The following is a 24294-nucleotide window of genomic DNA, read 5'->3' as shown; positions in this document are numbered from 1 at the left end:
TAACGCCGGGCAGAGGTGCGTTATACCGCGGTCTGGAAAATCACGCCGTCCGCTTTCTCAGTATACTGATCAAGCTGGTCGAAGTTCAGGTAACGGTAGGTGTCCACGGCGGTTTTATCCACCTGGGACATGAACTGCTGATACTCTTCCGGCGTCGGCAGACGGCCAATCAGCGCCGCGACGGCGGCGAGTTCGGCAGACGCCAGATAGACATTCGCGCCGGTACCGAGACGGTTCGGGAAGTTACGGGTCGAGGTGGACACCACCGTCGCGCCGTCCGCCACGCGCGCCTGGTTCCCCATGCACAGCGAGCAGCCTGGGATCTCGATACGCGCGCCGCTCTTACCAAAGACGCTGTAGTAGCCCTCTTCGGTGAGCTGCGCGGCGTCCATACGGGTCGGCGGTGCCACCCACAGACGGGTCGGCAGCTGGCCTTTATGGGTATCCAGCAGCTTACCGGCCGCACGGAAGTGACCGATGTTGGTCATGCACGAACCGATAAACACTTCGTCAATTTTATCGCCGGTCACGTCAGAGAGCAGACGCGCATCGTCCGGGTCGTTCGGCGCGCAGAGAATCGGCTCTTTGATCTCGTTGAGATCGATTTCGATCACCGCCGCGTATTCCGCGTCAGCATCCGCTTCCAGCAGTTGCGGATCGGCAAGCCACTTCTCCATGCCCTGAATACGACGCTCCAGCGTACGGCGATCGCCGTAGCCTTCCGCAATCATCCACTTCAGCAGCACAATGTTGGAGTTGAGATACTCAATGATCGGCTCTTTGTTGAGCTTGATGGTGCAGCCCGCCGCAGAACGCTCGGCAGAGGCGTCAGTCAGCTCAAACGCCTGCTCCACTTTCAGATCCGGCAAGCCTTCGATTTCCAGGATGCGGCCCGAGAAGATGTTTTTCTTCCCTTTCTTCTCAACGGTCAGCAGGCCCTGCTGAATGGCGTAATACGGGATCGCATGCACCAGATCGCGAAGCGTAATGCCCGGCTGCATCTGGCCTTTGAAGCGCACCAGCACCGATTCCGGCATATCGAGCGGCATGACGCCAGTCGCGGCAGCAAACGCCACCAGGCCAGAGCCCGCCGGGAACGAAATCCCGATCGGGAAACGGGTGTGGGAGTCGCCGCCGGTACCGACGGTATCCGGCAGCAGCATACGGTTCAGCCAGGAGTGGATCACGCCGTCGCCAGGGCGCAGCGACACGCCGCCGCGGTTCATGATGAAGTCTGGCAGGGTGTGGTGCGTGGTGACGTCAACCGGCTTCGGATATGCCGCCGTGTGGCAGAAGGACTGCATCACGAGATCGGCGGAGAAGCCGAGGCACGCCAGATCTTTCAGTTCATCACGGGTCATCGGGCCGGTGGTGTCCTGAGAACCCACGGAGGTCATTTTCGGCTCGCAATAGGCGCCCGGACGGACACCCGCGACGCCGCAGGCGCGACCGACCATTTTCTGCGCCAGCGAGTAGCCGCGATTGCTTTCAGCCACATCTTTCGCGTGACGGAACACGTCGCTGTGCGGCAGGCCCAGCGCTTCACGCGCTTTGGTAGTCAGGCCGCGGCCGATGATCAGCGGAATACGACCACCCGCGCGTACTTCGTCGATCAGCACGTCGGTTTTCAGTTCAAAATTCGCCAGCAGCTCACCGGTTTCGTGGTTGCGCACTTCGCCGCTGTAAGGGTAGATGTCAATCACATCGCCCATGTTCAGGTTTGACACATCCACTTCGATCGGCAGCGCGCCCGCATCTTCCATCGTGTTGAAGAAAATCGGCGCGATTTTACCGCCAAGCACCACGCCGCCGCCGCGTTTATTCGGCACGTACGGGATGTCGTCGCCCATAAACCACAGCACGGAGTTAGTCGCGGATTTACGCGATGAGCCGGTGCCCACGACGTCGCCAACATAGGCCAGCGGGAAACCTTTCTGCTGGAGCGCTTCAATCTGTTTGATCGGGCCAACGCTGCCCGGCTGATCCGGCTCAATGCCTTCGCGGGCGTTTTTCAGCATCGCCAGGGCGTGCAGCGGAATATCCGGGCGCGACCAGGCATCCGGCGCAGGTGAGAGATCGTCGGTGTTGGTTTCACCAGTCACTTTAAACACGGTGACGGTGATTTTTTCTGCCAGCGCCGGGCGCGACAGGAACCATTCGGCGTCCGCCCAGGACTGCATGATCTGCTTCGCGTAAGCGTTGCCCGCTTTCGCTTTCTCTTCGACATCGTAGAAGTTATCGAACATCAGCAGCGTGTGGGACAGCGCTTTGGCGGCGATCGGTGCCAGTTTGTCGTTATCCAGCGCTTCAATCAGCGGATGAATGTTATAACCGCCCTGCATGGTGCCTAACAGTTCAACGGCTTTTTCAGGGGTGACCAGCGGGGAGGTGGCTTCGCCTTTGGCGACAGCGGCAAGGAAACCTGCTTTTACATAGGCTGCTTCGTCAACGCCTGGGGGTACACGGTTGGTCAGCAGGTCTAACAGAAACTCTTCTTCACCCGCGGGCGGGTTCTTCAGCAGCTCGACGAGTGCGGCCATTTGGGTTGCATCTAAGGGTTTGGCTACAATCCCCTCGGCGGCACGCTCAGCTACGTGCTTACGGTATTCTTCTAGCACGACGGTTCTCCTCGCTCTCATTGTCATAGTGGGAGCCAGGCTTCTCTCTTCACGCTCCTGTGAGACAGCAGTTTGTAGGGTAAATGCCCGGATCCGCGACGGGCAGAATAGCAGGAATTTGGTGGGGTGTTAATCTGTTTACAAAAAAGCAACATTAAATCTTTGCTGAATCGTTAAGCTACGCAGAACACGTTTCAGAAGTGTGTTTTCGGGCACAAAAAAACCGCCGGGTGGCGGTTTCTCTGTTGTGCGCGAGTGGTAGCAGACACCGTTGCACAGATTATATGGCAGGTATAACACAGGGCAAATAGTGACATCAGAAAGACAGGCCCGCAAGCCCGGATGTACGTTTTGCGTACCGCTTTCAGAATTTACATGTAAGTCGCTGCAAACGCCGAAAAGCCCTTTGAGCCTTTTCTCCGGCTCGCTACAGTAGCGCCTGGCCTGCTTCGCTGGTGTAGCAGCCAGTCACCGGGCCCGGAAGCAGTTCCAACAACCTACGTGGCAGGTATAACACACTTGCCTGGTTCTGCCTTTCCCGGTGAAGAGAGGATCAACGTAGCGCCTTCGGGACTACTCGCAATGGAGATGCGTTGGCTTTTTGCGCTCATCGTTGCGCTGGGTTCACTGCTGGCGGCATCACACGGTGGCTGGAATATTTCCGACATCACGGTGCTGCTGGTGTTGAATCTGGGCAATTAAGCTGCTGACCGCCCGCAAGGGCGGTCTTTTACGACTCCCTACCCTGCGCTTCGTTATCAGTTATAATTGCGTAATAAATACTCACACTCTTATTCCGGACTCACGCGTCCCTTTCCCTGTTAAGGTTAAAAAAGGAAAACTCGGGTAGATAATACTCGCGGCAACGTCAGCGCCCGTATGGCGCCATGAGCCCCGGAGTCATCTATGAAGTTGCCTTTAAAGCCACACCTGCTCGCGTTGCTGTGCAGCGCCGGGCTGTTCGGCGCCTCAGGCGTCCTGTTTGTGAAAAGTCAGGTGCCTTCCGCCGCCGAAGCGCCTGTCGCGGCACCACCCACCGCGCCGGTGCCGCCTCAACCCACGCCTGCGCCCGCAACCACACCGACATATTCCGCCGCGCAAATTGACCAGTGGGTCGCGCCCATCGCGCTCTACCCTGATGCGCTGTTGTCGCAGATCCTGATGGCCTCTACTTACCCGATGAATATGGTGCAGGCCGCGCAGTGGTCACAGGACCATCCCACCCTACAGGGCGACGCCGCCATTCAGGCAGTCGCCGGGCAACCGTGGGACGCCAGCGTCAAATCCCTGGTGGCGTTCCCGCAATTAATGTCACTGCTGGGGCAGAACCCGTCGTGGATACAAAACCTGGGCGATGCCTTTCTGGCACAGCCTGATGACGTCATGGCGTCGGTACAGCGCCTGCGCGCGCTGGCTCAACAGACTGGCGCGCTCACCTCTTCGCCACAGCAAAAGGTAACGACCATTACCAGAACCGCGCCGCCAGTCTCACCGGAAAAACCTGCCACCGCGCCGCGCAGTTCAACCGTTATCGAAATTGAACCGGCGACGCCCAACGTGGTTTATGTGCCCACTTATAACCCGGCGACGGTTTACGGCTCCTGGCAGAACCCGGCGTACCCGCCTGTTTATTTGCCGCCAACGCCCGGCGAGCAGTTCGGCAACAGTTTTGTCAGAGGGCTGGGATACAGTCTCGGTGTCGCCACAACGTATGCGCTTTTCAGCGCCATTGACTGGGATGATGATGATGACCACCACCATCATCATGACGATGACTACCACCATCACGATCGCCACGACGGCGGCTACTGGCACAATGGCGATAACATCAATATTAACGTGAATAACTACAACCGAATCACCGGTGAAAACCGGCGCGGGAACACGATGCCCTGGCACCCCAATCCGGCGTATCGCAACGGTATGGACAATCCCCATACCCGTGTCGTCACACCGCTTCACCGCCCTGCCAGCGCAACAGACCCTATTGCCGACAACCGGGCCTCACAGCGCCAGGCGGCTGCCGCGCGCTTTCAGCAGGCCACGGGACACAGTGCCACGGTGAACACCCCGCACCAGGCCGCCCGCCATTCGTTGCAGGAGCGCGCGCAGCGCAGCAACTATCGCGGTTACGATATCAAACCCGAAAGCGCACGGCTGGCCAGTCACGCGCATAACGCGTCGGAACGCCCTTTCCATGACGCGACACAACATGCGCCTTATCGCGATCTGCACGCCAGCGCGTTCAGCGGTAACGACAGCCGTTCCGCCCGCTGGCAGGTGCAACAGCAGCGCGGTATCGAAAGCCGGCATCTGGCGGCAGCCCACCGCCCGGACACGCCGGTAAGAGAGCGGCACATTGAGCATCGTCAGCATGAACGCCATCACTAAGAAGGAGAAAAAGGTGAAATCGACATTTCTCGCCGCGCTGGCGTTCGGGTTGTCCGCATCATACGCCTTTGCGCAGGCGCAATTCAGCACGCCGGAGCAGGCCGCCGACGCCCTGACGCAGGCGATTTCGACACACGACGAGGCGGCCTTAAATCATCTTCTTGGCGATGCGTGGCGCGAGATTTTGCCGCCCGAAGGTGCCGATCCTGAGGAAGTCAGCCGTTTTCTGCGCGACTGGAAAGTAAATCATCATATCGTCCTGCAGGGCGATACGGCGCATCTGCAAGTGGGCGCGCAGGACTGGCAATTGCCCATTCCTCTCGTCAAACACGCGCAAGGCTGGCAGTTCGACATGCAGGGCGCGGCGGAGGAAATCCTCACCCGCACGATCGGGCGCAACGAACTCGCCGCGATTGCCGCACTCCATGCCGGCGTCGATGCACAGCAGAGCTATTACGTCCTGAATCAGCGTTACGCAGAGAAAATCATCAGCAGCGAGGGGAAGAAAGATGGCCTCTACTGGCCGGTGAAACCCGGCGAGGCACCGAGCCCGCTCGGCCCGGCGTTCAGCCAGCAAAGGCAGGATATGGGCTATCACGGTTACCATTTCCGTCTTTTGCCCACTCACGACAACGGCTTTGCGATGTTAGCCTGGCCTGTCAGTTACGGTGAAACGGGCGTGATGAGTTTTATTGTAAAGCAGGACGATCGGGTGCTTCAGGCAAATCTGGGAACGGATACCGCGCAGCGCGCCAGCACTATCGACCCGGCTCATCTCGATAACACGTGGGCCCCCGTCGCTCCGTAAGGGTTTTACGCAAAAAACCGATGGGCCGAGTACTGACGGCCCATCGTTATGCCGCTTACAGAATGCTGGCGACAGATTTCGCCAGCTGCGCTTCCAGCGCAGGCTTAGCTTCTTCAAATTTCAGGTTAACTTTGTTGGCGCTGGACACCACACGCGTCTGGTATTTCGCACGGTTACCCTGCTCGGTGCTGGTTTGCAGCTTCACGCCGGAGGTGCCCTGACGCAGCGCGGCAATATTATCCGTTGTCACCGTCGCTTTGCTGCGCTCGGAAATTTGCAGGTCGGTGACCATTGTATAGTTCACATCTTCGACCATCGCGTCAGCCGCCATGCCGATAAGCCCCGCCGCCAGGCCAACGCCTAACGCCGCACCGGAAGAGTTGCTGTTGTACGCGGTGATGCCCGCACCCAGCGCTGCGCCCGCGACGGCGCCTTCATAACCGGTTTTCAGGTAGCCCTGCGCTTCGCGTAGATCCATTTTGTCGGCTTTCAGGACGTTCGCCTGGATCCAGTAGTAGGCAGAGTCAGGCGAGCTGGTGACTTTGTACCCTTTGGCGGAGAGATCGTTCGCCAGCAGGGTTTGCAGGTTGCTCATGTCTTTGTCTGACGTGTTTTTCACCTGGATATACACGGTTTTCTCAGAAGACGGCTCAAGCCAGATGGTCTGGCTCATCTGAGTTTTCACCTCAAGATTGCGTTTCTTGATAGCGGTGGTCATTGCCCCGCAGCCAGTGAGGGTAAACGCGGCTAATACCAGGCCAACGACAGCCAGTTTTTTTACAGACATACCTTTTCCTTTTTTATTGAAAGTCACCAGAGTGAAAAAAAAAAGAGACACGCCGTTGACAGCAAGACACCGTCACCGTGTTGAGATGAGCAAAGCAAAGCGGGGATGAATACGTTCCTTGTCCACACAGTCCTGAGCATCCAGAGCGTGCCGTCGGCGGCAAAAACGCCTTTATTACGTTGTTATCGGCGATACAAGGAAGAAGATTAGCGAAAATGTCCTACCAGATTAGGTAGTTAAAGAATAAGGGAAGACGCACTGCTGAATAACAGCCATAAAAAACGCCTCCGAAGAGGCGTTTATTTTGCGAGAAAACTTACTTTTTCTTCGCTTTCGGGTTCGGCAGGTCGGTAATGCTGCCTTCGAACACTTCTGCCGCCAGACCGACGGACTCGTGCAGGGTCGGGTGCGCGTGGATGGTGAGCGCGATATCTTCCGCGTCACAACCCATTTCGATAGCCAGACCGATTTCACCCAGCAGCTCGCCGCCGTTGGTGCCGACAATCGCGCCGCCAATGACACGGTGGGTTTCTTTGTCGAAAATCAGTTTGGTCATACCGTCTGCGCAATCGGAAGCGATAGCACGGCCAGACGCTGCCCACGGGAAGGTGGCAGTTTCGTAGCTGATGCCTTTCTCTTTCGCTTCTTTCTCGGTCAGACCCACCCATGCCACTTCCGGCTCGGTGTAAGCGATAGACGGGATCACTTTCGGGTCGAAGTAGTGTTTCATGCCCGCGATAACTTCAGCGGCAACGTGACCTTCGTGAACGCCTTTGTGCGCCAGCATCGGCTGACCGACGATATCGCCGATCGCATAGATGTGTGGCACGTTGGTGCGCATTTGTTTGTCAACGCGGATAAAGCCACGGTCGTCCACTTCCACGCCCGCTTTGCCTGCATCCAGGTTTTTGCCGTTCGGCACACGGCCGATAGCCACTAGCACCGCGTCGTAACGCTGCGCTTCCGCCGGTGCTTTTTTGCCTTCCATGGAAACGTAAATACCGTCTTCTTTCGCTTCAACGGCAGTCACTTTGGTTTCCAGCATCAGGTTGAATTTCTTGCTGATGCGCTTGGTGAAGACTTTCACCACGTCTTTGTCGGCAGCCGGGATAACCTGGTCGAACATTTCAACCACGTCGATCTCTGAACCCAGCGCGTGGTAAACGGTGCCCATCTCCAGACCGATGATACCGCCGCCCATAACCAGCATGCGTTTCGGCACTTCTTTCAGTTCCAGTGCGTCGGTGGAATCCCATACGCGCGGATCTTCATGCGGAATAAACGGCAGCTGAATCGGACGGGAACCCGCCGCGATGATCGCGTTGTCGAAGTTAATCACGGTTTTGCCGTTCTCGCCTTCCACTTCCAGGGTGTTCGCGCCAGTGAATTTACCCAGGCCGTTCACCACTTTCACTTTACGGCCTTTGGCCATACCAGACAGACCGCCGGTCAGCTGATTGATGACTTTTTCTTTCCAGGTGCGGATTTTATCGATGTCGGTTTTCGGCTCGCCGAAAACGATGCCGTGCTCGGCAAGCGCCTTGGCTTCTTCGATAACTTTCGCTACGTGCAGCAGCGCTTTAGAAGGGATACAGCCTACGTTCAGGCAAACACCGCCCAGGGTGCTGTAACGCTCGACGATTACGGTTTCCAGACCTAAGTCAGCGCAACGGAAGGCTGCAGAATAACCTGCCGGGCCTGCCCCAAGTACCACGACCTGAGTTTTGATTTCAGTACTCATCATGACCTCTTTGTAATTTTCCGGCGGGTCTGACGCTTAAGTTTTAACGCCCATCATCCACCGGGACGTTCTATCCGCTCGCATTTTACAAAACTGTTAACAATTTTGAAACAACAAACGGCAGACGAATCCTTTTGGCACCTGATAATTTCGCACAGTCAGGCGGAATTACCAGAAAAAAGCCGGCCGTCAGGCCGGCTTTTCGCTTACATCACCAGGCGGCGAATGTCCGACAGGGTGTTGTTGATGATGGTGATGAAACGCGCACCATCAGCACCGTCGATCACGCGGTGGTCGAAGGACAGGGAGATCGGCAGCATCAGGCGCGGCACGAACTCTTTACCATTCCACACCGGCTCCATCGCAGACTTGGAGACGCCGAGGATAGCCACTTCCGGCGCGTTTACGATCGGCGCGAAGTGGGTGGTGCCCAGGCCGCCGATGCTGGAGATGGTGAAGCAACCGCCCTGCATTTCGCCAGCGGTCAGCTTGCCATCGCGCGCTTTTTTGGAGATGGTCATCAGCTCGCGAGAAAGCTCGATGATGCCTTTCTTGTTCACATCTTTGAACACCGGTACAACCAGGCCGTTCGGGGTATCTACCGCCACGCCGATGTTGATGTATTTTTTCAGCGTCAGACGCTGACCGTCTTCAGACAGCGAGCTGTTAAAGCGCGGCATCTGCTCAAGGGCAGCGGCAACGGCTTTCATGATGAAGACAACCGGGGTGATCTTCACATCCAGCTTACGCTTCTCAGCTTCGGCGTTCTGCTGCTTACGGAACGCTTCCAGATCGGTGATATCGGTTTTGTCGAAGTGCGTAACGTGCGGGATCATCACCCAGTTACGGCTCAGGTTCGCGCCAGAGATTTTCTGGATGCGGCCCAGTTCCACTTCTTCCACTTCACCAAACTTGCTGAAGTCCACTTTCGGCCACGGCAGCAGACCCGGCAGAGAACCACCGGTCGCGCCAGCGGCAGGTGCGGATTCTGCACGTTTAACGGCGTCTTTCACGTAAGCCTGAACGTCTTCGCGCAGGATGCGGCCTTTACGACCGGTGCCTTTCACTTTCGCGAGGTTCACGCCGAATTCGCGCGCCAGGCGGCGAATCAGCGGCGTCGCGTGGACGTAAGCGTCGTTTTCAGCAAATTCAGATTTGCCTTCGGCTTTCGCCGGAGCCGCAGCCGGTTTGTCAGCTTTCGCCGCCGGAGCCGGAGCCGCCGCTTCCTGTTTCGCAGCCGGAGCCGCCGCAGGCGCTGCGCCTTCTACTTCGAAGACCATGATAAGCGACCCGGTGGAGACTTTATCGCCCACGTTCACTTTCAGCTCTTTCACGGTACCTGCGAACGGTGCCGGGACTTCCATAGAGGCTTTGTCGCCTTCTACGGTGATAAGAGACTGCTCAGCGGTGACTTTGTCGCCCACTTTCACCAGCACTTCGGTCACTTCGACTTCATCGCCGCCGATATCCGGCACGTTGACGTCTTTCGCGCCAGCGGCTGCCGCCGGAGCAGATGCCGCCTGCTCGGTAACCTGCGGTTTGGCTTCAGCCGCAGGCGCAGCGCCCGCCACTTCGAAGACCATAATCAGGGAGCCGGTGGAAACTTTGTCGCCGGTGTTGATTTTGATCTCTTTCACGGTGCCCGCGAACGGTGCCGGCACTTCCATAGAAGCTTTGTCGCCTTCTACGGTGATAAGAGACTGCTCGGCTTCAACTTTGTCGCCGACTTTCACCAGGATCTCGGTGACTTCGACTTCGTCGCCGCCGATATCCGGTACGTTAACGTCTTTTGCTGCCGCTGCAGCCGGTGCAGCAGCCTGCGCCGGTGCCGCTTCTTTCTTCTCTTCTGCCTTGGCAGGTGCAGCGGCTGCTGCACCTTCGGCGGAATCGAAAATCATGATCAGTTTGCCGGTTTCGACTTTGTCGCCCACGGACACTTTGATCTCTTTGACCACGCCCGCCTGCGGAGACGGGACTTCCATAGAGGCTTTGTCGCCTTCTACGGTGATAAGCGACTGTTCAGCTTCAACCTTGTCGCCCACTTTGACCAGGATCTCGGTGACTTCAACTTCGTCCGCCCCGATGTCCGGTACATTGATTTCGATAGCCATTATTTCTTTACCTCTTATGCCAGACGCGGGTTGACTTTCTCTGCATCGATATTGAATTTGGTGATAGCGTCAGCCACCACTTTCTTATCGATTTCACCACGTTTAGCCAGTTCGCCCAGCGCAGCGACAACCACGTAAGAAGCGTCAACTTCGAAGTGGTGGCGCAGGTTTTCGCGGCTGTCAGAGCGGCCAAAGCCGTCGGTGCCCAGTACGCGATAATCATCAGCCGGTACATAAGTACGAACCTGCTCGGCGAACAGTTTCATGTAGTCGGTGGAAGCAACTGCCGGTGCGTCGTTCATCACCTGAGCGATGTACGGTACGCGCGGAGTTTCCAGCGGGTGCAGCATGTTCCAGCGCTCGCAGTCCTGGCCGTCGCGCGCCAGTTCGGTGAAGGAGGTCACGCTGTAGACATCGGAGCCCACGCCGTACTCTTTCGCCAGAATCTCTGCCGCTTCACGGACGTGACGCAGGATAGCGCCGGAGCCCAGCAGCTGAACTTTACCTTTGCTACCTTCGAGGGTTTCGAGTTTGTAGATACCTTTACGGATACCTTCCTCGGCACCTTCCGGCATCGCCGGCATGTGGTAGTTTTCGTTCAGCGTGGTGATGTAGTAGTACACGTTTTCCTGCGCTTCGCCGTACATACGCTGCAGACCATCATGCATGATGACAGCGACTTCATAAGCGTAAGCCGGATCGTAGGAGATACAGTTCGGGATAGTCAGCGACTGAATGTGGCTGTGACCATCTTCGTGCTGCAGACCTTCGCCGTTAAGCGTGGTACGACCGGAAGTACCGCCGATCAGGAAGCCGCGCGCCTGCTGGTCACCTGCTGCCCAGCACAGGTCGCCGATACGCTGGAACCCGAACATGGAGTAGTAGATGTAGAACGGGATCATCGGCAGGTTGTTGGTGCTGTAAGAGGTCGCAGCGGCAAGCCAGGAAGAACCTGCGCCCAGCTCGTTGATCCCTTCCTGCAGAATCTGACCTTTCTCGTCTTCTTTGTAGTACGCCACCTGCTCACGGTCCTGCGGGGTGTACTGCTGGCCGTTCGGGCTGTAGATACCGATCTGACGGAACAGACCTTCCATACCGAAGGTACGGGCTTCGTCCGCGATGATAGGAACCAGACGGTCTTTGATAGACGGGTTTTTCAGCATCACGTTCAGGGCGCGTACGAAAGCGATGGTGGTGGAGATCTCTTTGCTCTGCTCATCCAGCAGGGAGCGGAAATCTTCCAGCGCCGGCAGCTCCAGCTTCTCGGTGAAGTTCGGCTGACGAGACGGCAGGTAACCGTGCAGCGCCTGACGGCGTTCATGCAGGTACTTGTACTCTTCAGAGCCTTCCGGGAAGGTGATGTACGGCAGTTTTTCCAGGTCTTCGTCGGCCACCGGCACGCTGAAACGATCACGGACGTAGCGAACGCCCTCCATGTTCATTTTCTTCACCTGGTGAGCGATGTTCTTACCTTCGGCGGTGTCGCCCATGCCGTAACCTTTAATGGTGTGAGCAAGGATAACGGTCGCTTTGCCTTTGGTTTCTTTCGCTTTTTTGAATGCAGCGTAGATTTTCTTCGGATCGTGGCCGCCACGGTTCAGCGCCCAAATCTCATCGTCAGACCAGTCTGCAACCAGCGCTGCGGTCTCCGGGTATTTACCGAAGAAGTGCTCACGCACGTACGCGCCGTTTTTGGATTTGAAGGTCTGGTAGTCGCCGTCAACGGTTTCGTTCATCAGCTGAACCAGTTTGCCGCTGGTGTCTTTACGCAGCAGCTCGTCCCAACGGGAACCCCACATCACCTTGATAACGTTCCAGCCGGCGCCTTCGAAGATGCCTTCCAGTTCGTTGATGATTTTGCCGTTACCGGTGACCGGGCCGTCCAGACGCTGCAGGTTGCAGTTGATGACGAAGACCAGGTTGTCCAGTTTTTCGCGGGTCGCGATGGTGATGGCGCCTTTAGATTCCGGCTCATCCATCTCACCGTCGCCGAGGAACGCGTAAACGGTCTGTTCAGAGGTATCTTTCAGGCCGCGGTGTTCCAGATATTTCAGGAACTTCGCCTGGTAGATAGCGCCGATCGGGCCAAGGCCCATCGATACGGTCGGGAACTGCCAGAATTCCGGCATCAGTTTCGGGTGCGGGTAAGAAGACAGACCGTTGCCGTGAACTTCCTGACGGAAGTTGTTCATCTGCTCTTCGGTCAGGCGGCCTTCAAGGAACGCACGCGCGTAAACGCCCGGAGAGATGTGGCCCTGGAAGTAGACCAGGTCGCCGCCGTCTTTGTCGTTGCGCGCACGGAAGAAGTGGTTAAAGCACACTTCGTAGACGGTCGCGGAAGACTGGAAGGACGCCATGTGGCCGCCGAGCTCGAGGTCTTTTTTGGACGCACGCAGCACGGTCATAATGGCGTTCCAGCGGATAGCAGAACGAATACGGCGCTCCAGTTCCAGATTACCCGGGTATTCCGGCTCTTCTTCAACGGGGATGGTATTGATGTACTGACGGGCGGCACTGCCCGCCGCTACGTTCACGCCGCCTTTACGGGCTTCGGAAAGCAGCTGATCGATCAGATACTGAGCACGCTCAACACCTTCTTCACGGATTACCGATTCGATCGCCTGTAGCCAGTCGCGAGTTTCGATCGGATCCACGTCATTTTGTAAACGTTCTGACATGGGGGTATTCCTTATCATCTATCTAATACGTTGATTTATCTGGAACCTGTCCCATTGCACTCTGTGCTCTTACAGCGTCCGGCTGCGTCTGTAGCGGCTGTGCGCCCCCTTTCTTTTCAAGGGCTTCATCTTGCCGCCGCGATGCAACCTGAACTACGGGCACTTAACAAAGCGCAATAAGACAGGTTCTGGGTTTAGTTGCCGCGCTTCAATGGCGCTTTTGGTACAAATCTTCCGGCACAAACCGGAAAAACATTAATTCTTACGTTGCTCCAGACGACGCAGCGAGCGGTCACGACGGCTCTGCTCACGGCTGCGGTCCAGCAAAATTTCTTCAATAAACGCCAGGTGACGATGCGAGGCTTCCCGCGCCTGCTCCGGCTCCCGCGCCATAATCGCCTCGTAAATCCGGGTGCGATGGCCGCTGACCAGCGGCAGCATTTCACGTCGCGCGTAGAGCAATTCGAAGTTCTGACGGACGTTTTGCGCCAGCATCGGCTCCATGCAGCGTAGCAGATGAAGCAGCACTACATTATGCGCGGCTTCCGTGACCGCTATCTGATACTGCACCACCGCGTTTGATTCTGCGTCCAGATCGCCGGACTCCTGAGCGCGCTCGATAGCCTGATGACATTCGCTCATCCGCGCTCTGTCTTCGTCGGTGCTGCGCAGCGCCGCGTAATAGGCGGCGATACCTTCCAGCGCGTGACGCGTCTCAAGAAGATCAAACTGGGATTCGGGGTGGTCAGAGAGGAGTTCTACCAGCGGGTCGCTGAAGCTTTGCCAGAGCGTACTCTGAACAAAAGTACCGCCGCCCTGGCGACGAAGCAGCAGGCCCTTCGCTTCGAGACGCTGAATCGCCTCTCGCAGGGAGGGTCGGGAAACGTCGAACTGTTTAGCCAGCTCGCGCTCAGGAGGCAGTTTTTCGCCGGGACGCAGCGTCCCTTCGAGGATCAAAAACTCCAGTTGCTGCTCAATCACATCGGAAAGTTTTGGTTGGCGGATTTTGCTGTAGGCCATTATTCCCTGTCTCTGCCATTCGCCCGGAGTCAATTGGTATGACCAATTTAACGTTCGTGTTGGTAAAGTAACAAAGTATTCACCTTCTGTCCATCCTGGTTTTGATTGAAATCAGGAAAGCCCGCATATTTTAACAATGATAAAGAAATAACGTTTCAGAAATGTAACTCCGCGCAAATGAACCCGTTACCTCAAAAGCGGTAGTTTTAACTCAAATGAAACGTAAAGGCGTGCAACCTGAACCGATTCATTAGTTTAAAATATGAATATCTATTCAATATCTGCGCTTAAGATGAATACGCGCGTCCGTCCGTGAAATAACCGCAGCGATTTACAAATGGTTTCTTTTTATTCACTCCGCGAGTGCCCGCTGAGAAAGCAGGTGCATTTGGCAGCGCTTATCACTATTCTTGGCGCTGCGGTAGTCGTTATTAGAAATTTCATCCTTATTGGCTGTAAAGAAAAGACTACACACAGCGACATAACAACATTACAGCAGCGCCACGCTGCGGATTAAAAATAACCACAAACGAGGTTTTATGATGGAAGGTCAACAGCACGGCGACACGCTGAAGCGCGGCCTCAAAAACCGCCATATTCAGCTTATCGCGCTGGGTGGTGCTATTGGTACGGGCCTGTTTCTGGGCAGCGCCTCCGTAATCCAGTCCGCAGGGCCAGGGATTATTCTCGGTTACGCCATCGCGGGGTTTATTGCCTTTCTGATCATGCGCCAGCTTGGCGAAATGGTCGTGGAAGAACCGGTGGCAGGCTCTTTTAGCCATTTTGCCTATAAATACTGGGGCGGTTTCGCGGGCTTCGCGTCCGGCTGGAACTACTGGGTGCTGTATGTGCTGGTGGCGATGGCGGAGCTGACCGCGGTCGGTAAGTACATCCAGTTCTGGTGGCCCGAGATCCCGACCTGGGCCTCTGCCGCCGTCTTCTTTGTGGTTATCAACGCCATCAACCTGACCAACGTAAAAGTGTTCGGCGAGATGGAGTTCTGGTTCGCCATTATTAAAGTTATCGCGGTCGTCGCGATGATCCTGTTCGGCGCCTGGCTGCTCTTTAGCGGCACCGCAGGCCCGCAGGCCACGGTGCGTAACCTCTGGGAACATGGTGGCTTCCTGCCGCATGGCGTCTCGGGGCTTGTCATGATGATGGCGATTATCATGTTCTCGTTCGGCGGTCTGGAGTTGGTCGGCATTACGGCGGCGGAAGCCGACGAGCCGGAAAAAAGCATTCCGAAGGCCACCAATCAGGTTATCTACCGCATTCTTATCTTTTATGTAGGTTCGCTGGCGGTGCTGCTCTCTCTGCTGCCGTGGACGCGTATCACGGCCGATACCAGCCCGTTTGTCCTGATTTTCCATGAGCTGGGCGACTCTCTTGTGGCAAACGCGCTAAACATCGTGGTGCTGACTGCGGCGCTCTCCGTCTATAACAGCTGCGTTTACTGCAACAGCCGTATGCTGTTTGGCCTCGCCAGACAAGGCAACGCCCCGAAAGCGTTGCAAAAAGTCGACAAGCGCGGCGTGCCGGTCAATACCATTCTGGTCTCCGCCGCCTTTACCGCGCTGTGCGTGCTGATTAACTACCTGGCCCCGCAGGAAGCCTTTGGCCTGCTGATGGCGCTGGTGGTCTCCGCGCTGGTGATTAACTGGGCGATGATTAGCCTTGCCCATATGCGTTTTCGCCGCGCCAAACAGCAACAGGGGGTGACGCCGCGCTTCCCGGCGCTCTTCTACCCGCTCGGCAACTGGTTGTGCCTGCTCTTTATGGCTGCGGTGCTGGTCATTATGCTGATGACGCCGGGTATGGCGATCTCCGTGTGGCTGATCCCGGTATGGCTGCTTATCCTGGCTATCGGTTACTTCATTAAAGAGAAAAAAGCGAAAGCGGCGCACGCCCGCTAAGCTATCAAACCCTCACCCGTCCGGGTGAGGGTTGTTACCTTCCTCACAAATTCCTTCGCACAACACGATTATCCATCTCTGCGACTTATTACTGCTGCGCAGTTTTGCTTAGGCCGAATGATACTTCCGTCCATATCATTCACCGGAGATGTGTCGATGGAAAACAGCAGACTCTCTGTAAAAGAAAAAATCGGCTACGGAATGGGTGACGCCGGTTGCAATATTATCTTTGGCGCCATCATGTTGTTTGTTAATTACTTCTATACCGATATTTTTGGCCTGGCCCCGGCGCTGGTTGGCGTATTGCTTCTGTCGATTCGCGTGATTGACGCAGTGACCGACCCGATTATGGGTGCCATCGCCGACCGCACCCACAGCCGCTTCGGGCGTTTTCGTCCATGGCTGCTGTGGATAGCGTTCCCCTACGCGTTATTCAGCGTGCTGATGTTTACCACGCCGGACTGGAGCTACAGCAGCAAAGTTGTCTATGCCTTTGTGACCTACTTCCTGCTTTCCATTACCTACACCGCCATCAATATTCCCTACTGTTCGCTGGGCAGCGTGATAACCAATGATCCGAAAGAGCGCGTCGCCTGCCAGTCTTATCGCTTTGTGATGGTAGGGATTGCCACGCTGCTCCTCTCCCTGACGCTGCTGCCGATGGTGGATTACTTCGGCGGCGGGGACAAAGCCAAAGGCTATCAAATCGCCATGACCATTCTGGCGCTGATTGGCATGTGCATGTTCCTGTTCAGTTTCGCTACGGTGCGCGAGCGTATCCGCCCGGCGGTACCGACCAATGACGACTTAAAAGCCGATCTGAAAGATGTCTGGAAAAACGACCAGTGGGTGCGCATTCTGCTGCTGACCATCTGCAACGTCTGCCCGGGCTTTATCCGCATGGCGGCGACCATGTATTACGTCACCTGGGTCATGCAGCAGAGCACCAGTTTCGCCACGATGTTTATCAGCCTCGGCGTAATCGGCATGATGATTGGCAGCACGCTTGCCAAAGTGCTGACCGACCGCTGGTGTAAGCTGAAAGTTTTCTTCTGGACCAACATCGTGCTGGCGATTTTCTCCAGCGGCTTCTATTTCCTTAACCCGCACGCCACGGTGCTGATTGTGGTGATGTATTTCCTGCTGAACGTACTGCATCAGATCCCATCGCCGCTGCACTGGTCGTTGATGGCGGACGTGGATGATTATGGCGAATGGAAGACCGGCAAGCGCATTACCGGTATTAGCTTCTCCGGCAACCTCTTTTTCCTGAAATTAGGGCTGGCGATTGCTGGCGCGCTGGTAGGCTTTCTGCTCTCCTGGTATGGCTACGACGCGGGTGCCAAAGCGCAGAGCGCGACAGCGCTTAACGGCATCGTCATGCTCTTTACCGTGATCCCGGGCGTCGGGTATCTGATTACCGCAGGCGTTGTGCGCCTGCTGAAAGTGGACCGTGAACTGATGGCGCGTATTCAGAGCGACCTCGAAAAACGCCGCGAAAACTACCGCGAGCTGTCTGAATACCCGCAGACCAAACCTGTGGAAGCAAAATCGTAAGGAGCGATGATGAATACTTCACCCTGGCCAAACCCGCTGATTGAGCAGCGCGCTGACCCGTTTATTCTGCGCCATCAGGGCCAGTACTACTTTATCGCCTCTGTGCCGGAGTATGACCGGCTGGAAATTCGCCGCGCGCCGTCGATTGAATCACTGCGCCAGGCGCAACCGGTGGTGGTCTGGCGTAAGCCGGATACCGGGCCGATGAGCGAGCTCATCTGGGCGCCGGAGCTGCATTACATCAATGGCAAATGGTATATCTACTTCGCCGCGGCCCCGACACGCGCACTGAAAGACAATATGTTTCAGCACCGGATGTACGTGCTGGAATGTGCAGACAGCGACCCGCTGACCGGCACCTGGACGGATAAAGGCCAGATTCAGACGCCTTACGATACCTTCTCACTGGACGCCACGACCTTCGAACATCAGGGCAAGCTCTGGTATCTGTGGGCGCAAAAAGCGCCGACTATTCCGGGTAACTCTAATTTGTACCTGTGTGAGATGGAAAATCCGTGGACGCTGAAAGGCGAGCCAGTAATGCTGAGCAAGCCTGAGCTGGAGTGGGAGTGCCGAGGCTTTTTGGTCAACGAAGGCCCGGCAGTGGTGAAACACGGCGAACGCCTGTTCGTGACTTACTCTGCGAGCGCCACCGACGAAAACTATTGCATGGGGCTGCTCTGGATAGATCAGGCGGCGGATTTACGTGACTCGCGTAACTGGCATAAATCGCCGCAGCCCGTTTTCACTACCAGTTATGAAAACCGGCAGTACGGACCGGGCCACAACAGCTTCACCACTACACCGGATGGGCAGGACGTGCTGGTCTACCATGCGCGCAACTATACGGAAATCGAAGGCGATCCGCTCTGGGACCCTAACCGCCATACCCGCGTGAAGCTGGTCACCTGGGATGACGACGGCATGCCGCAGTTTGGCACTCCGCCCGCCGATCACCCCTGAGGTATCTTCAGCGGCACGCTCACATGAGCGTGCCGTAAATCGTTAACAACGCCACCACCACCACAATTACCAGCGTCGCTTTCTTCGCCATCGACACCGCCGCCTTCGGCGTTGCTATCTTATCCACGTGTGGCTCACGCGCCAGCGCAAACTGCGCCAGGCCCGTTAATACTTGATACTGTGAGGTATAGCGATCGAGCAGTGAGGCAAACCACGCAGGCAGCGCTTTCTCACCATGCCCTACGAGCGCATACACCACGCCCGCGAGGCGAACTGGTACCCAGTCCAGCACATGCAATATGGCGTCAATGCCCGAAAGCAATCGCTGGTGCGGGGTATGATGACGGGCAACCCAGCTCTGCCAGGCGCGTAAGAAGGCATAGCCCGTCAGCGTCACCGGCCCCCACATCCCCCCCACTACAAACCAGAACATCGGTGCCAGATAAAAACGGTAGTTGATCCACAGCAGGCCGTTTTGCAGTTCGCGCAAATACTCACGCTCATCGCAACCCGGCGGCACGCCGTGAATAAGCGTCAGCTCATACGCCATGTTTTCGCGCGCGTGGCTGTCATCCTGGCTCGCCGCTTTAAGGTAAGCATGATAGTGCCTGCGCACCCCGCCCGCCCCGATACACAGTATGCCGATTAAGATCCAGAAGATCAGTAGCGGCACATTAAAGAACCAGCCTTCCAGCGCGTTCAGGCACAGAAAGACCACCAACATTGCCAGCACTGCCATACCGAGCGTAAAGAACAGCGAAAAGTGGCGCACGCGGCGAAACAGCGGCTCAAGGCGATGATCCAGTTGCCAGTGCTCGCCCAGTTTGAAAAGCCGTTCGGCGATAAGCACCAGCAGCAGGGTGAAAAGCGTCATCTCATCTCCTTATCAGACGGGTCGGCCACCAGCGCGCGAAAGCGCGGCCAGTCAAAAGCCGGACCGGGATCGGTTTTACGTTCAGGCGCGATATCGCTGTGGCCGGTCATATGATTTTTCATCGCCGGGTAAAGGCTTATCAGCGTGCGCGTCACGGCGGCCAGTTGCCGGTACTGCGCATCGGTGTAGGGCTCTGTGTCCGTCCCTTCAACCTCAATGCCAATAGAAAAGTCGTTGCAGCGCTCGCGCCCCTCGTAGCAGGATACGCCAGCGTGCCAGGCACGTTTATTAAAAGGCACATACTGCACAATTTCACCATCGCGACGAATCAGGCAGTGCGCCGAAACGCGCAGGTGGGCGATGTCCGCGAAATAAGGGTGCGCCTGAGGGTCAAGCGTACCGGCGAACAGCGCATCGATCCACGGGCCACCGAACTCGCCCGGCGGCAGGCTGATGTTATGCACCACCAACAACGAAGGCGCTTCATCCTCAGGCCGGCAGTCATGATGCGGCGAGGGCGCGTGCCGGGCATCCACCAGCCAGCCATCTTTCACCTGCATGTGCAATTCTCCTTTCTGTGGTACTCAAACTCGCTTCAGAGTAGCATGTTTCATTCTTTTGATTAGCCACCAATCTGGAGTTATATCATGCCACCTCGCCGTTACAATCCGGACCATCGACGTGACGCGCTACTGGAACGAATCACCCTGGATATCCCCTTTACCGTCGCTCAGGCTCTGCGTGAAGATCTTGGCGGCGAGACCGATGCCAGCCGCGATATTACCGCGCAGTTGTTACCGCCAGACAGTCGCTCGCATGCGGTCGTCATTACGCGCGAGGCGGGCGTATTCTGCGGTAAGCGTTGGGTGGATGAGGTGTTTATCCAGCTTGGCGGCGATGTCCGCGTCATGTGGCACGTAAAGGATGGTGACGACGTGCAGCCCGATCAGCCGCTTTTTGAGCTTGAAGGCACCTCCCGTGTTCTGCTGACGGGCGAACGCACCGCGCTGAATTTCGTCCAGACGCTTTCCGGTGTGGCTACCGAAGTGCGCCGCTATGTGGCGCTGCTGGAAGGTACGCACACACAACTGCTCGACACCCGCAAAACCATTCCGGGCCTGCGCAGCGCGCTGAAATACGCGGTACTGTGCGGCGGCGGCGCCAACCATCGCCTTGGCCTCTCCGATGCGTTTCTTATTAAAGAAAACCATATTATCGCTTCCGGCTCGGTGCGCCAGGCGGTGGAAAAAGCGTTCTGGCTGCACCCTGACGTGCCGGTAGAAGTCGAGGTGGAATCGCTTGATGAGCTGGACGCCGCGCTGAAAGCCGGTGCCGATATCATCATGCTCGACAACTTTACCGTCGATCAGATGCGTGAAGCGGTAAAACGTACTGCGGGCCAGGCACGGCTGGAGGTTTCCGGCAACGTCACGCTGGAAACGCTGCGCGAATTCGCAGAAACCGGTGTGGATTTCATCTCTGTGGGTGCATTGACTAAACATATTCGCGCGCTCGACCTCTCCATGCGTTTTCGCTGACTCATGCCGGGCAGGTTTTCGCCTGCCCTCTCCTTTCCTTGCCGTTATCTTCCTGTGTCCTCTCTTTTTTGTCTCCGTGTTTTTTCAACACTCTGTTGTTTATGAAAGGATTTGCGAGATGTTACGCAACCGCGTTGCAGTTTCATGTAACAACATAATCTTCTTCTGAAGACAGATTCCTGAATCGGTTTCTTTGTCTGGAGCAGCCTTTTACGGCCTGCCAGAGTGGCGTCACCCAAACAAGGAGGAACCATGAACAGACAGGGCGGCTTTACACTCATTGAACTGATGGTGGTGATCGGCATAATCGCCATACTTAGCGCCATTGGCGTACCGGCATATCAGAATTACCTGCGCAAAGCAGCGCTGACGGACATGCTGCAAACCGTTATCCCTTATCGCACCGCTATTGAGCTGTGCGCTATCGATCGCGGTGGGCTTAGCAGCTGTGATGCAGGCGCAAACGGCATTCCGGCCCCCAAAACCACCCGTTATGTGAGCGAAATGACTATCGCACAAGGCGTGATAAGCGCCACCGGGCAGGATAGCCTTAACGGCTTATCGGTGACGCTCACACCGCAGTGGAACACCACTAACGGTATGGAAGGCTGGAAGCGAACCTGTGATACCAGCGATACCGCATTGAAGCAGGCCTGCGAAGACGTCTTTCGCAGCTCGTTACCTTAAGCGAGGACGCTGCAATGCCAATCGATTACCTGCATACGTTATGCCAGCGCTATAACGCTCTGGTACTGGATATCGATGACGCCACGGTGCATATCGCCGTGGCGGGCGAACCCAGTAATGAGCTGATGGATGCGCTACGTTTTTCCACGCACCGGCATATTGATATTGAATGCTGGAGCCCCGAACGGCTGGAAAAAGAACGGCAACTGGCGGCAGAGCCGTTACGCCAGAAAGCTCAGGAGGAAACCGCTTCTGTGGTGGAGCTGGTTAACCAGACGCTGCAACAGGCGCTACAGCGGCGCGCTTCCGATATCCACTTTGAGCCTGCCGAAGCGCACTACCAGGTAAGATTTCGTATCGACGGCGTTTTACATCCATTGCCGCCGCTACCTGCAGCGCTTGCGGATGCGCTGACGGCGCGTCTGAAAGTGCTGGGTAATCTTGACATTGCGGAGCGCAGGCTCCCGCAAGACGGACAATTCAGCATCGAGCTTGGCGGGCGAACAGTCTCTTTTCGCATCTCTACCCTGCTTTGCCGCTGTGGCGAAAAGGTGGTTTTGCGTCTGTTACAGCAAACGGAACAACCACTGGAAGTCCAGGCACTGGGGCTGTCGCAGGCGCAGCAGACACTTTTTTGTCAGGCGTTACAGCGCCCTCAAGGGTTAATCCTGGTGACTGGCCCGACAGGGAGCGGTAAAACCGTCACGTTGTACACTGCGCTCAATACACTTAATGCACCACAGGTAAATATCTGTAGCGTGGAGGACCCCGTCGAAATTCCTGTAACGGGCCTGAACCAGACGCCGGTGCTGCCGAAGGCCGGACTGACTTTTCAGGCGGTGCTACGGGCGTTGCTCAGGCAAGATCCTGACGTAATCATGATTGGTGAGATTCGCGATCTCGAAACTGCTGAAATTGCGGTTAAAGCGGCGCAGACCGGGCATCTGGTGCTCTCCACGCTTCACACTAACTCTACAACCGAAACCCTGGTGCGGCTTGAACAGATGGGTTTGCCGCGCTGGATGCTTGCCTCCGCACTTGAGCTGGTCATCGCACAACGGCTGGTCAGGAAGCTTTGTCCTTACTGCCGCGTCTTTTCACAGGAACCAGTGACGCTCCCGGCTTCGCTCTGGCCGCGCCCGATTCATCCCTATAAGGCCTGTGGGTGTGAGCGCTGTTACGGCGGTTATTACGGGCGTATCGCGCTTTTCGAGCTGCTCAGCATTAATGCCGCGCTGCGCCAGACTATCGCCAGCGGCGCACCGCCTGAAGAGATCGCTTTACAAGCGCGGGCGCAGGGCATGACCACTCTGTTTGAGCATGGGTTACAGGCTGTTGAAGCGGGGCTGACGACGCCTGAAGAGCTTTATCGCGTTTCGGGTATGCCGCATGGATAACTTGTTATGGCGCTGGCGCGGCGTTAATAAAGAAGGCGCAAGCTGCGAAGGCATGGTCTGGGCGTCAGATAAAATCAACGCATCGCTGCAGCTGATGGATGACGAGGTGCAACATTTCATGCTTAAGCGCGCCAGCATAAACCCACGCCACTGGGGCAGCGAACATAAAATTCTGGCAATCCGCCAGTTGGCGGCCCTGCTCCAGGCAGGCGTCAGCCTGACGCAAGGGTTGATGATGCTGGCAAGCCAGCATCCCATCGCACAATGGCGCGCACTTCTTGGGGAGCTTGCGAAACAGCTCGGTCGAGGCGTCGCCTTTTCTGAAACCTTGCGCCAGTGGCCGGCCGTTTTTCCACCACTTTATATCCTGCTTATGCGCACCGGTGAAATGACCGGGAAGCTTGACGTATGCTGCCAGCAGCTGGCGCAACAGCAGGAAGATCAGCAAAAACTGCGTAAACAGGTCATTAAAGCGCTGCGCTATCCGGCCTTTATTTTTAACGTCGCGCTGTTGCTGACACTCGGGATGACCTGCTTTGTTCTCCCGCAATTCACGGCTATCTACCGCTCTTTCAACACGCCGCTGCCGCTGGTGACGCGCGCTGTTATCGCATTGTCTGAAGCTTTGATACAGCACGCCGCCTTGTGGCTCAGTGTTCTGGTGATTACGCCTGTGGTCATTATCAGGCTTCGCCGCAGACCACAATGGCAGCTACGTGAGGCCGCATGGCTGCTGAAGATGCCGCTTTTTGGCGCGCTGATTAGCGGCCAGCAGTTAAGCCAAATCTATACGGTGCTGTCACTCATGCAGCGCGCCGGTATTCCGTTACTGCAAAGCCTGGGAAGTGTAGAAGAGACGCTGGCATCGCCGCTGTGGCAACAGGCTGTCGGGCGTGTTAAAGCAAGCATCGCCGGTGGCCTGTCGTTCTGGAAGGCTCTGGAACAGGAATCCGTTTTTACCGCCCTGTGTATTCAACTGGTTCGCACTGGCGAAGAAACCGGCTCGCTGGATCTGATGCTGGAGAAACTTGCCGAATGGCATCTCGGTCAAACCTCTGAGCGCGCACAAACGCTGGCGGCCACGCTGGAGCCGCTCATGATGATGGTTATCGGATTAATCGTCGGTACGCTGGTGGTGGCGATGTATCTGCCGATTTTCCGGCTCGGGGATGCGATGAGTGGAATGAATTAATGCTGGCGCAAGAAGTGCG

General features: G+C 56.5%; 17 protein-coding genes. 9 read left to right on the top strand and 8 right to left on the bottom strand.

Translation table 11 applies throughout. The annotated features are described in order from the left end of the window. Positions 1-20: 20 nt before the first annotated feature. The gene (acnB, locus tag ACUW6V_RS13575; RefSeq protein WP_094300945.1) at positions 21-2618 is read right to left on the bottom strand and encodes a bifunctional aconitate hydratase 2/2-methylisocitrate dehydratase; all 2598 of its coding nucleotides are present in this window, start codon (positions 2616-2618) and stop codon (positions 21-23) included. Between the two features lie 906 nt (positions 2619-3524). Here acnB and ACUW6V_RS13570 point away from each other — a divergent pair. Next, positions 3525-5009: a DUF3300 domain-containing protein gene (locus ACUW6V_RS13570; protein WP_454038478.1), complete on the top strand. Its 1485-nt coding sequence runs from the start codon at positions 3525-3527 to the stop codon at positions 5007-5009. After that, entirely contained in the window at positions 4993-5817 is an 825-nt protein-coding gene (locus ACUW6V_RS13565) for a DUF2950 family protein (RefSeq protein ID WP_454038477.1), read from the top strand. Before ACUW6V_RS13570 ends, ACUW6V_RS13565 begins: the two co-directional genes overlap by 17 nt. A 55-nt stretch (positions 5818-5872) precedes the next feature. Here the strand turns inward: ACUW6V_RS13565 and traT are convergent, their stop codons facing one another. The 5 genes from traT to pdhR all read right to left on the bottom strand — a co-directional run bounded on the left by traT (position 5873) and on the right by pdhR (position 14154). Then, a complete protein-coding gene (gene traT / locus ACUW6V_RS13560) occupies positions 5873-6604 on the bottom strand; it encodes a conjugal transfer complement resistance protein TraT (protein WP_012125743.1) in 732 nt (243 codons plus the stop codon). Positions 6605-6920: 316 nt separating this feature from the next. Next, entirely contained in the window at positions 6921-8345 is a 1425-nt protein-coding gene (gene lpdA / locus ACUW6V_RS13555; protein WP_004388373.1) for a dihydrolipoyl dehydrogenase, read from the bottom strand. Positions 8346-8551: 206 nt separating this feature from the next. Further along, positions 8552-10456 (bottom strand): pyruvate dehydrogenase complex dihydrolipoyllysine-residue acetyltransferase, encoded by a 1905-nt coding sequence (gene aceF / locus ACUW6V_RS13550; RefSeq protein ID WP_104676802.1) that lies wholly within the window; start codon positions 10454-10456, stop codon positions 8552-8554. 14 nt (positions 10457-10470) lie between these two features. Further along, positions 10471-13134, bottom strand: coding sequence for a pyruvate dehydrogenase (acetyl-transferring), homodimeric type (gene aceE, locus ACUW6V_RS13545; RefSeq protein WP_110809380.1), 2664 nt, complete (start codon positions 13132-13134; stop codon positions 10471-10473). Between the two features lie 255 nt (positions 13135-13389). Then, entirely contained in the window at positions 13390-14154 is a 765-nt protein-coding gene (gene pdhR, locus ACUW6V_RS13540; protein WP_004388376.1) for a pyruvate dehydrogenase complex transcriptional repressor PdhR, read from the bottom strand. A 542-nt stretch (positions 14155-14696) separates the two neighbouring features. Here pdhR and aroP point away from each other — a divergent pair. The 3 genes from aroP (at position 14697) to ACUW6V_RS13525 (ending at position 18587) form a co-directional block, all read left to right on the top strand. Then, a complete protein-coding gene (gene aroP, locus ACUW6V_RS13535) occupies positions 14697-16067 on the top strand; it encodes an aromatic amino acid transporter AroP (protein WP_029039307.1) in 1371 nt (456 codons plus the stop codon). Positions 16068-16223: 156 nt separating this feature from the next. Continuing rightward, complete coding sequence (locus ACUW6V_RS13530; protein WP_454038476.1) at positions 16224-17624, top strand: glycoside-pentoside-hexuronide (GPH):cation symporter; 1401 nt, start codon at positions 16224-16226, stop codon at positions 17622-17624. Between the two features lie 9 nt (positions 17625-17633). After that, positions 17634-18587 (top strand): glycoside hydrolase family 43 protein, encoded by a 954-nt coding sequence (locus ACUW6V_RS13525; RefSeq protein WP_007897138.1) that lies wholly within the window; start codon positions 17634-17636, stop codon positions 18585-18587. A gap of 19 nt (positions 18588-18606) precedes the next feature. Here ACUW6V_RS13525 and ampE read toward each other — a convergent pair whose 3' ends face one another. Both ampE and ampD read right to left on the bottom strand, forming a co-directional pair. Next, positions 18607-19461 carry a beta-lactamase regulator AmpE gene (gene ampE / locus ACUW6V_RS13520; protein WP_319738640.1) on the bottom strand — a complete coding sequence of 285 codons (855 nt, stop codon included), beginning with the start codon at positions 19459-19461 and terminating at the stop codon, positions 18607-18609. Beyond that, positions 19458-20021: a 1,6-anhydro-N-acetylmuramyl-L-alanine amidase AmpD gene (ampD, locus tag ACUW6V_RS13515; protein WP_319738639.1), complete on the bottom strand. Its 564-nt coding sequence runs from the start codon at positions 20019-20021 to the stop codon at positions 19458-19460. The genes ampE and ampD overlap by 4 nt, the downstream gene beginning before the upstream one ends. Positions 20022-20108: 87 nt before the next feature. Here ampD and nadC point away from each other — a divergent pair, with 87 nt between their 5' ends. From nadC to hofC, 4 genes are all read left to right on the top strand, one after another. Then, a complete protein-coding gene (nadC, locus tag ACUW6V_RS13510; RefSeq protein WP_454038475.1) occupies positions 20109-20999 on the top strand; it encodes a carboxylating nicotinate-nucleotide diphosphorylase in 891 nt (296 codons plus the stop codon). Positions 21000-21251: 252 nt separating this feature from the next. After that, positions 21252-21686, top strand: coding sequence for a prepilin peptidase-dependent pilin (ppdD, locus tag ACUW6V_RS13505; RefSeq protein ID WP_004388382.1), 435 nt, complete (start codon positions 21252-21254; stop codon positions 21684-21686). A 14-nt stretch (positions 21687-21700) separates the two neighbouring features. After that, positions 21701-23083: a type II secretion system protein GspE gene (gene gspE / locus ACUW6V_RS13500; RefSeq protein ID WP_454038474.1), complete on the top strand. Its 1383-nt coding sequence runs from the start codon at positions 21701-21703 to the stop codon at positions 23081-23083. Continuing rightward, on the top strand, positions 23076-24275 hold the full coding sequence (gene hofC, locus ACUW6V_RS13495; protein WP_454038473.1) for a protein transport protein HofC: 1200 nt from the start codon (positions 23076-23078) through the stop codon (positions 24273-24275). The genes gspE and hofC overlap by 8 nt, the downstream gene beginning before the upstream one ends. Positions 24276-24294: the final 19 nt, after the last annotated feature.

This window comes from Cronobacter sp. 153480017-3, from assembly GCF_053627815.1.
This window is presented reverse-complemented; position numbering and strand designations above follow the sequence as displayed.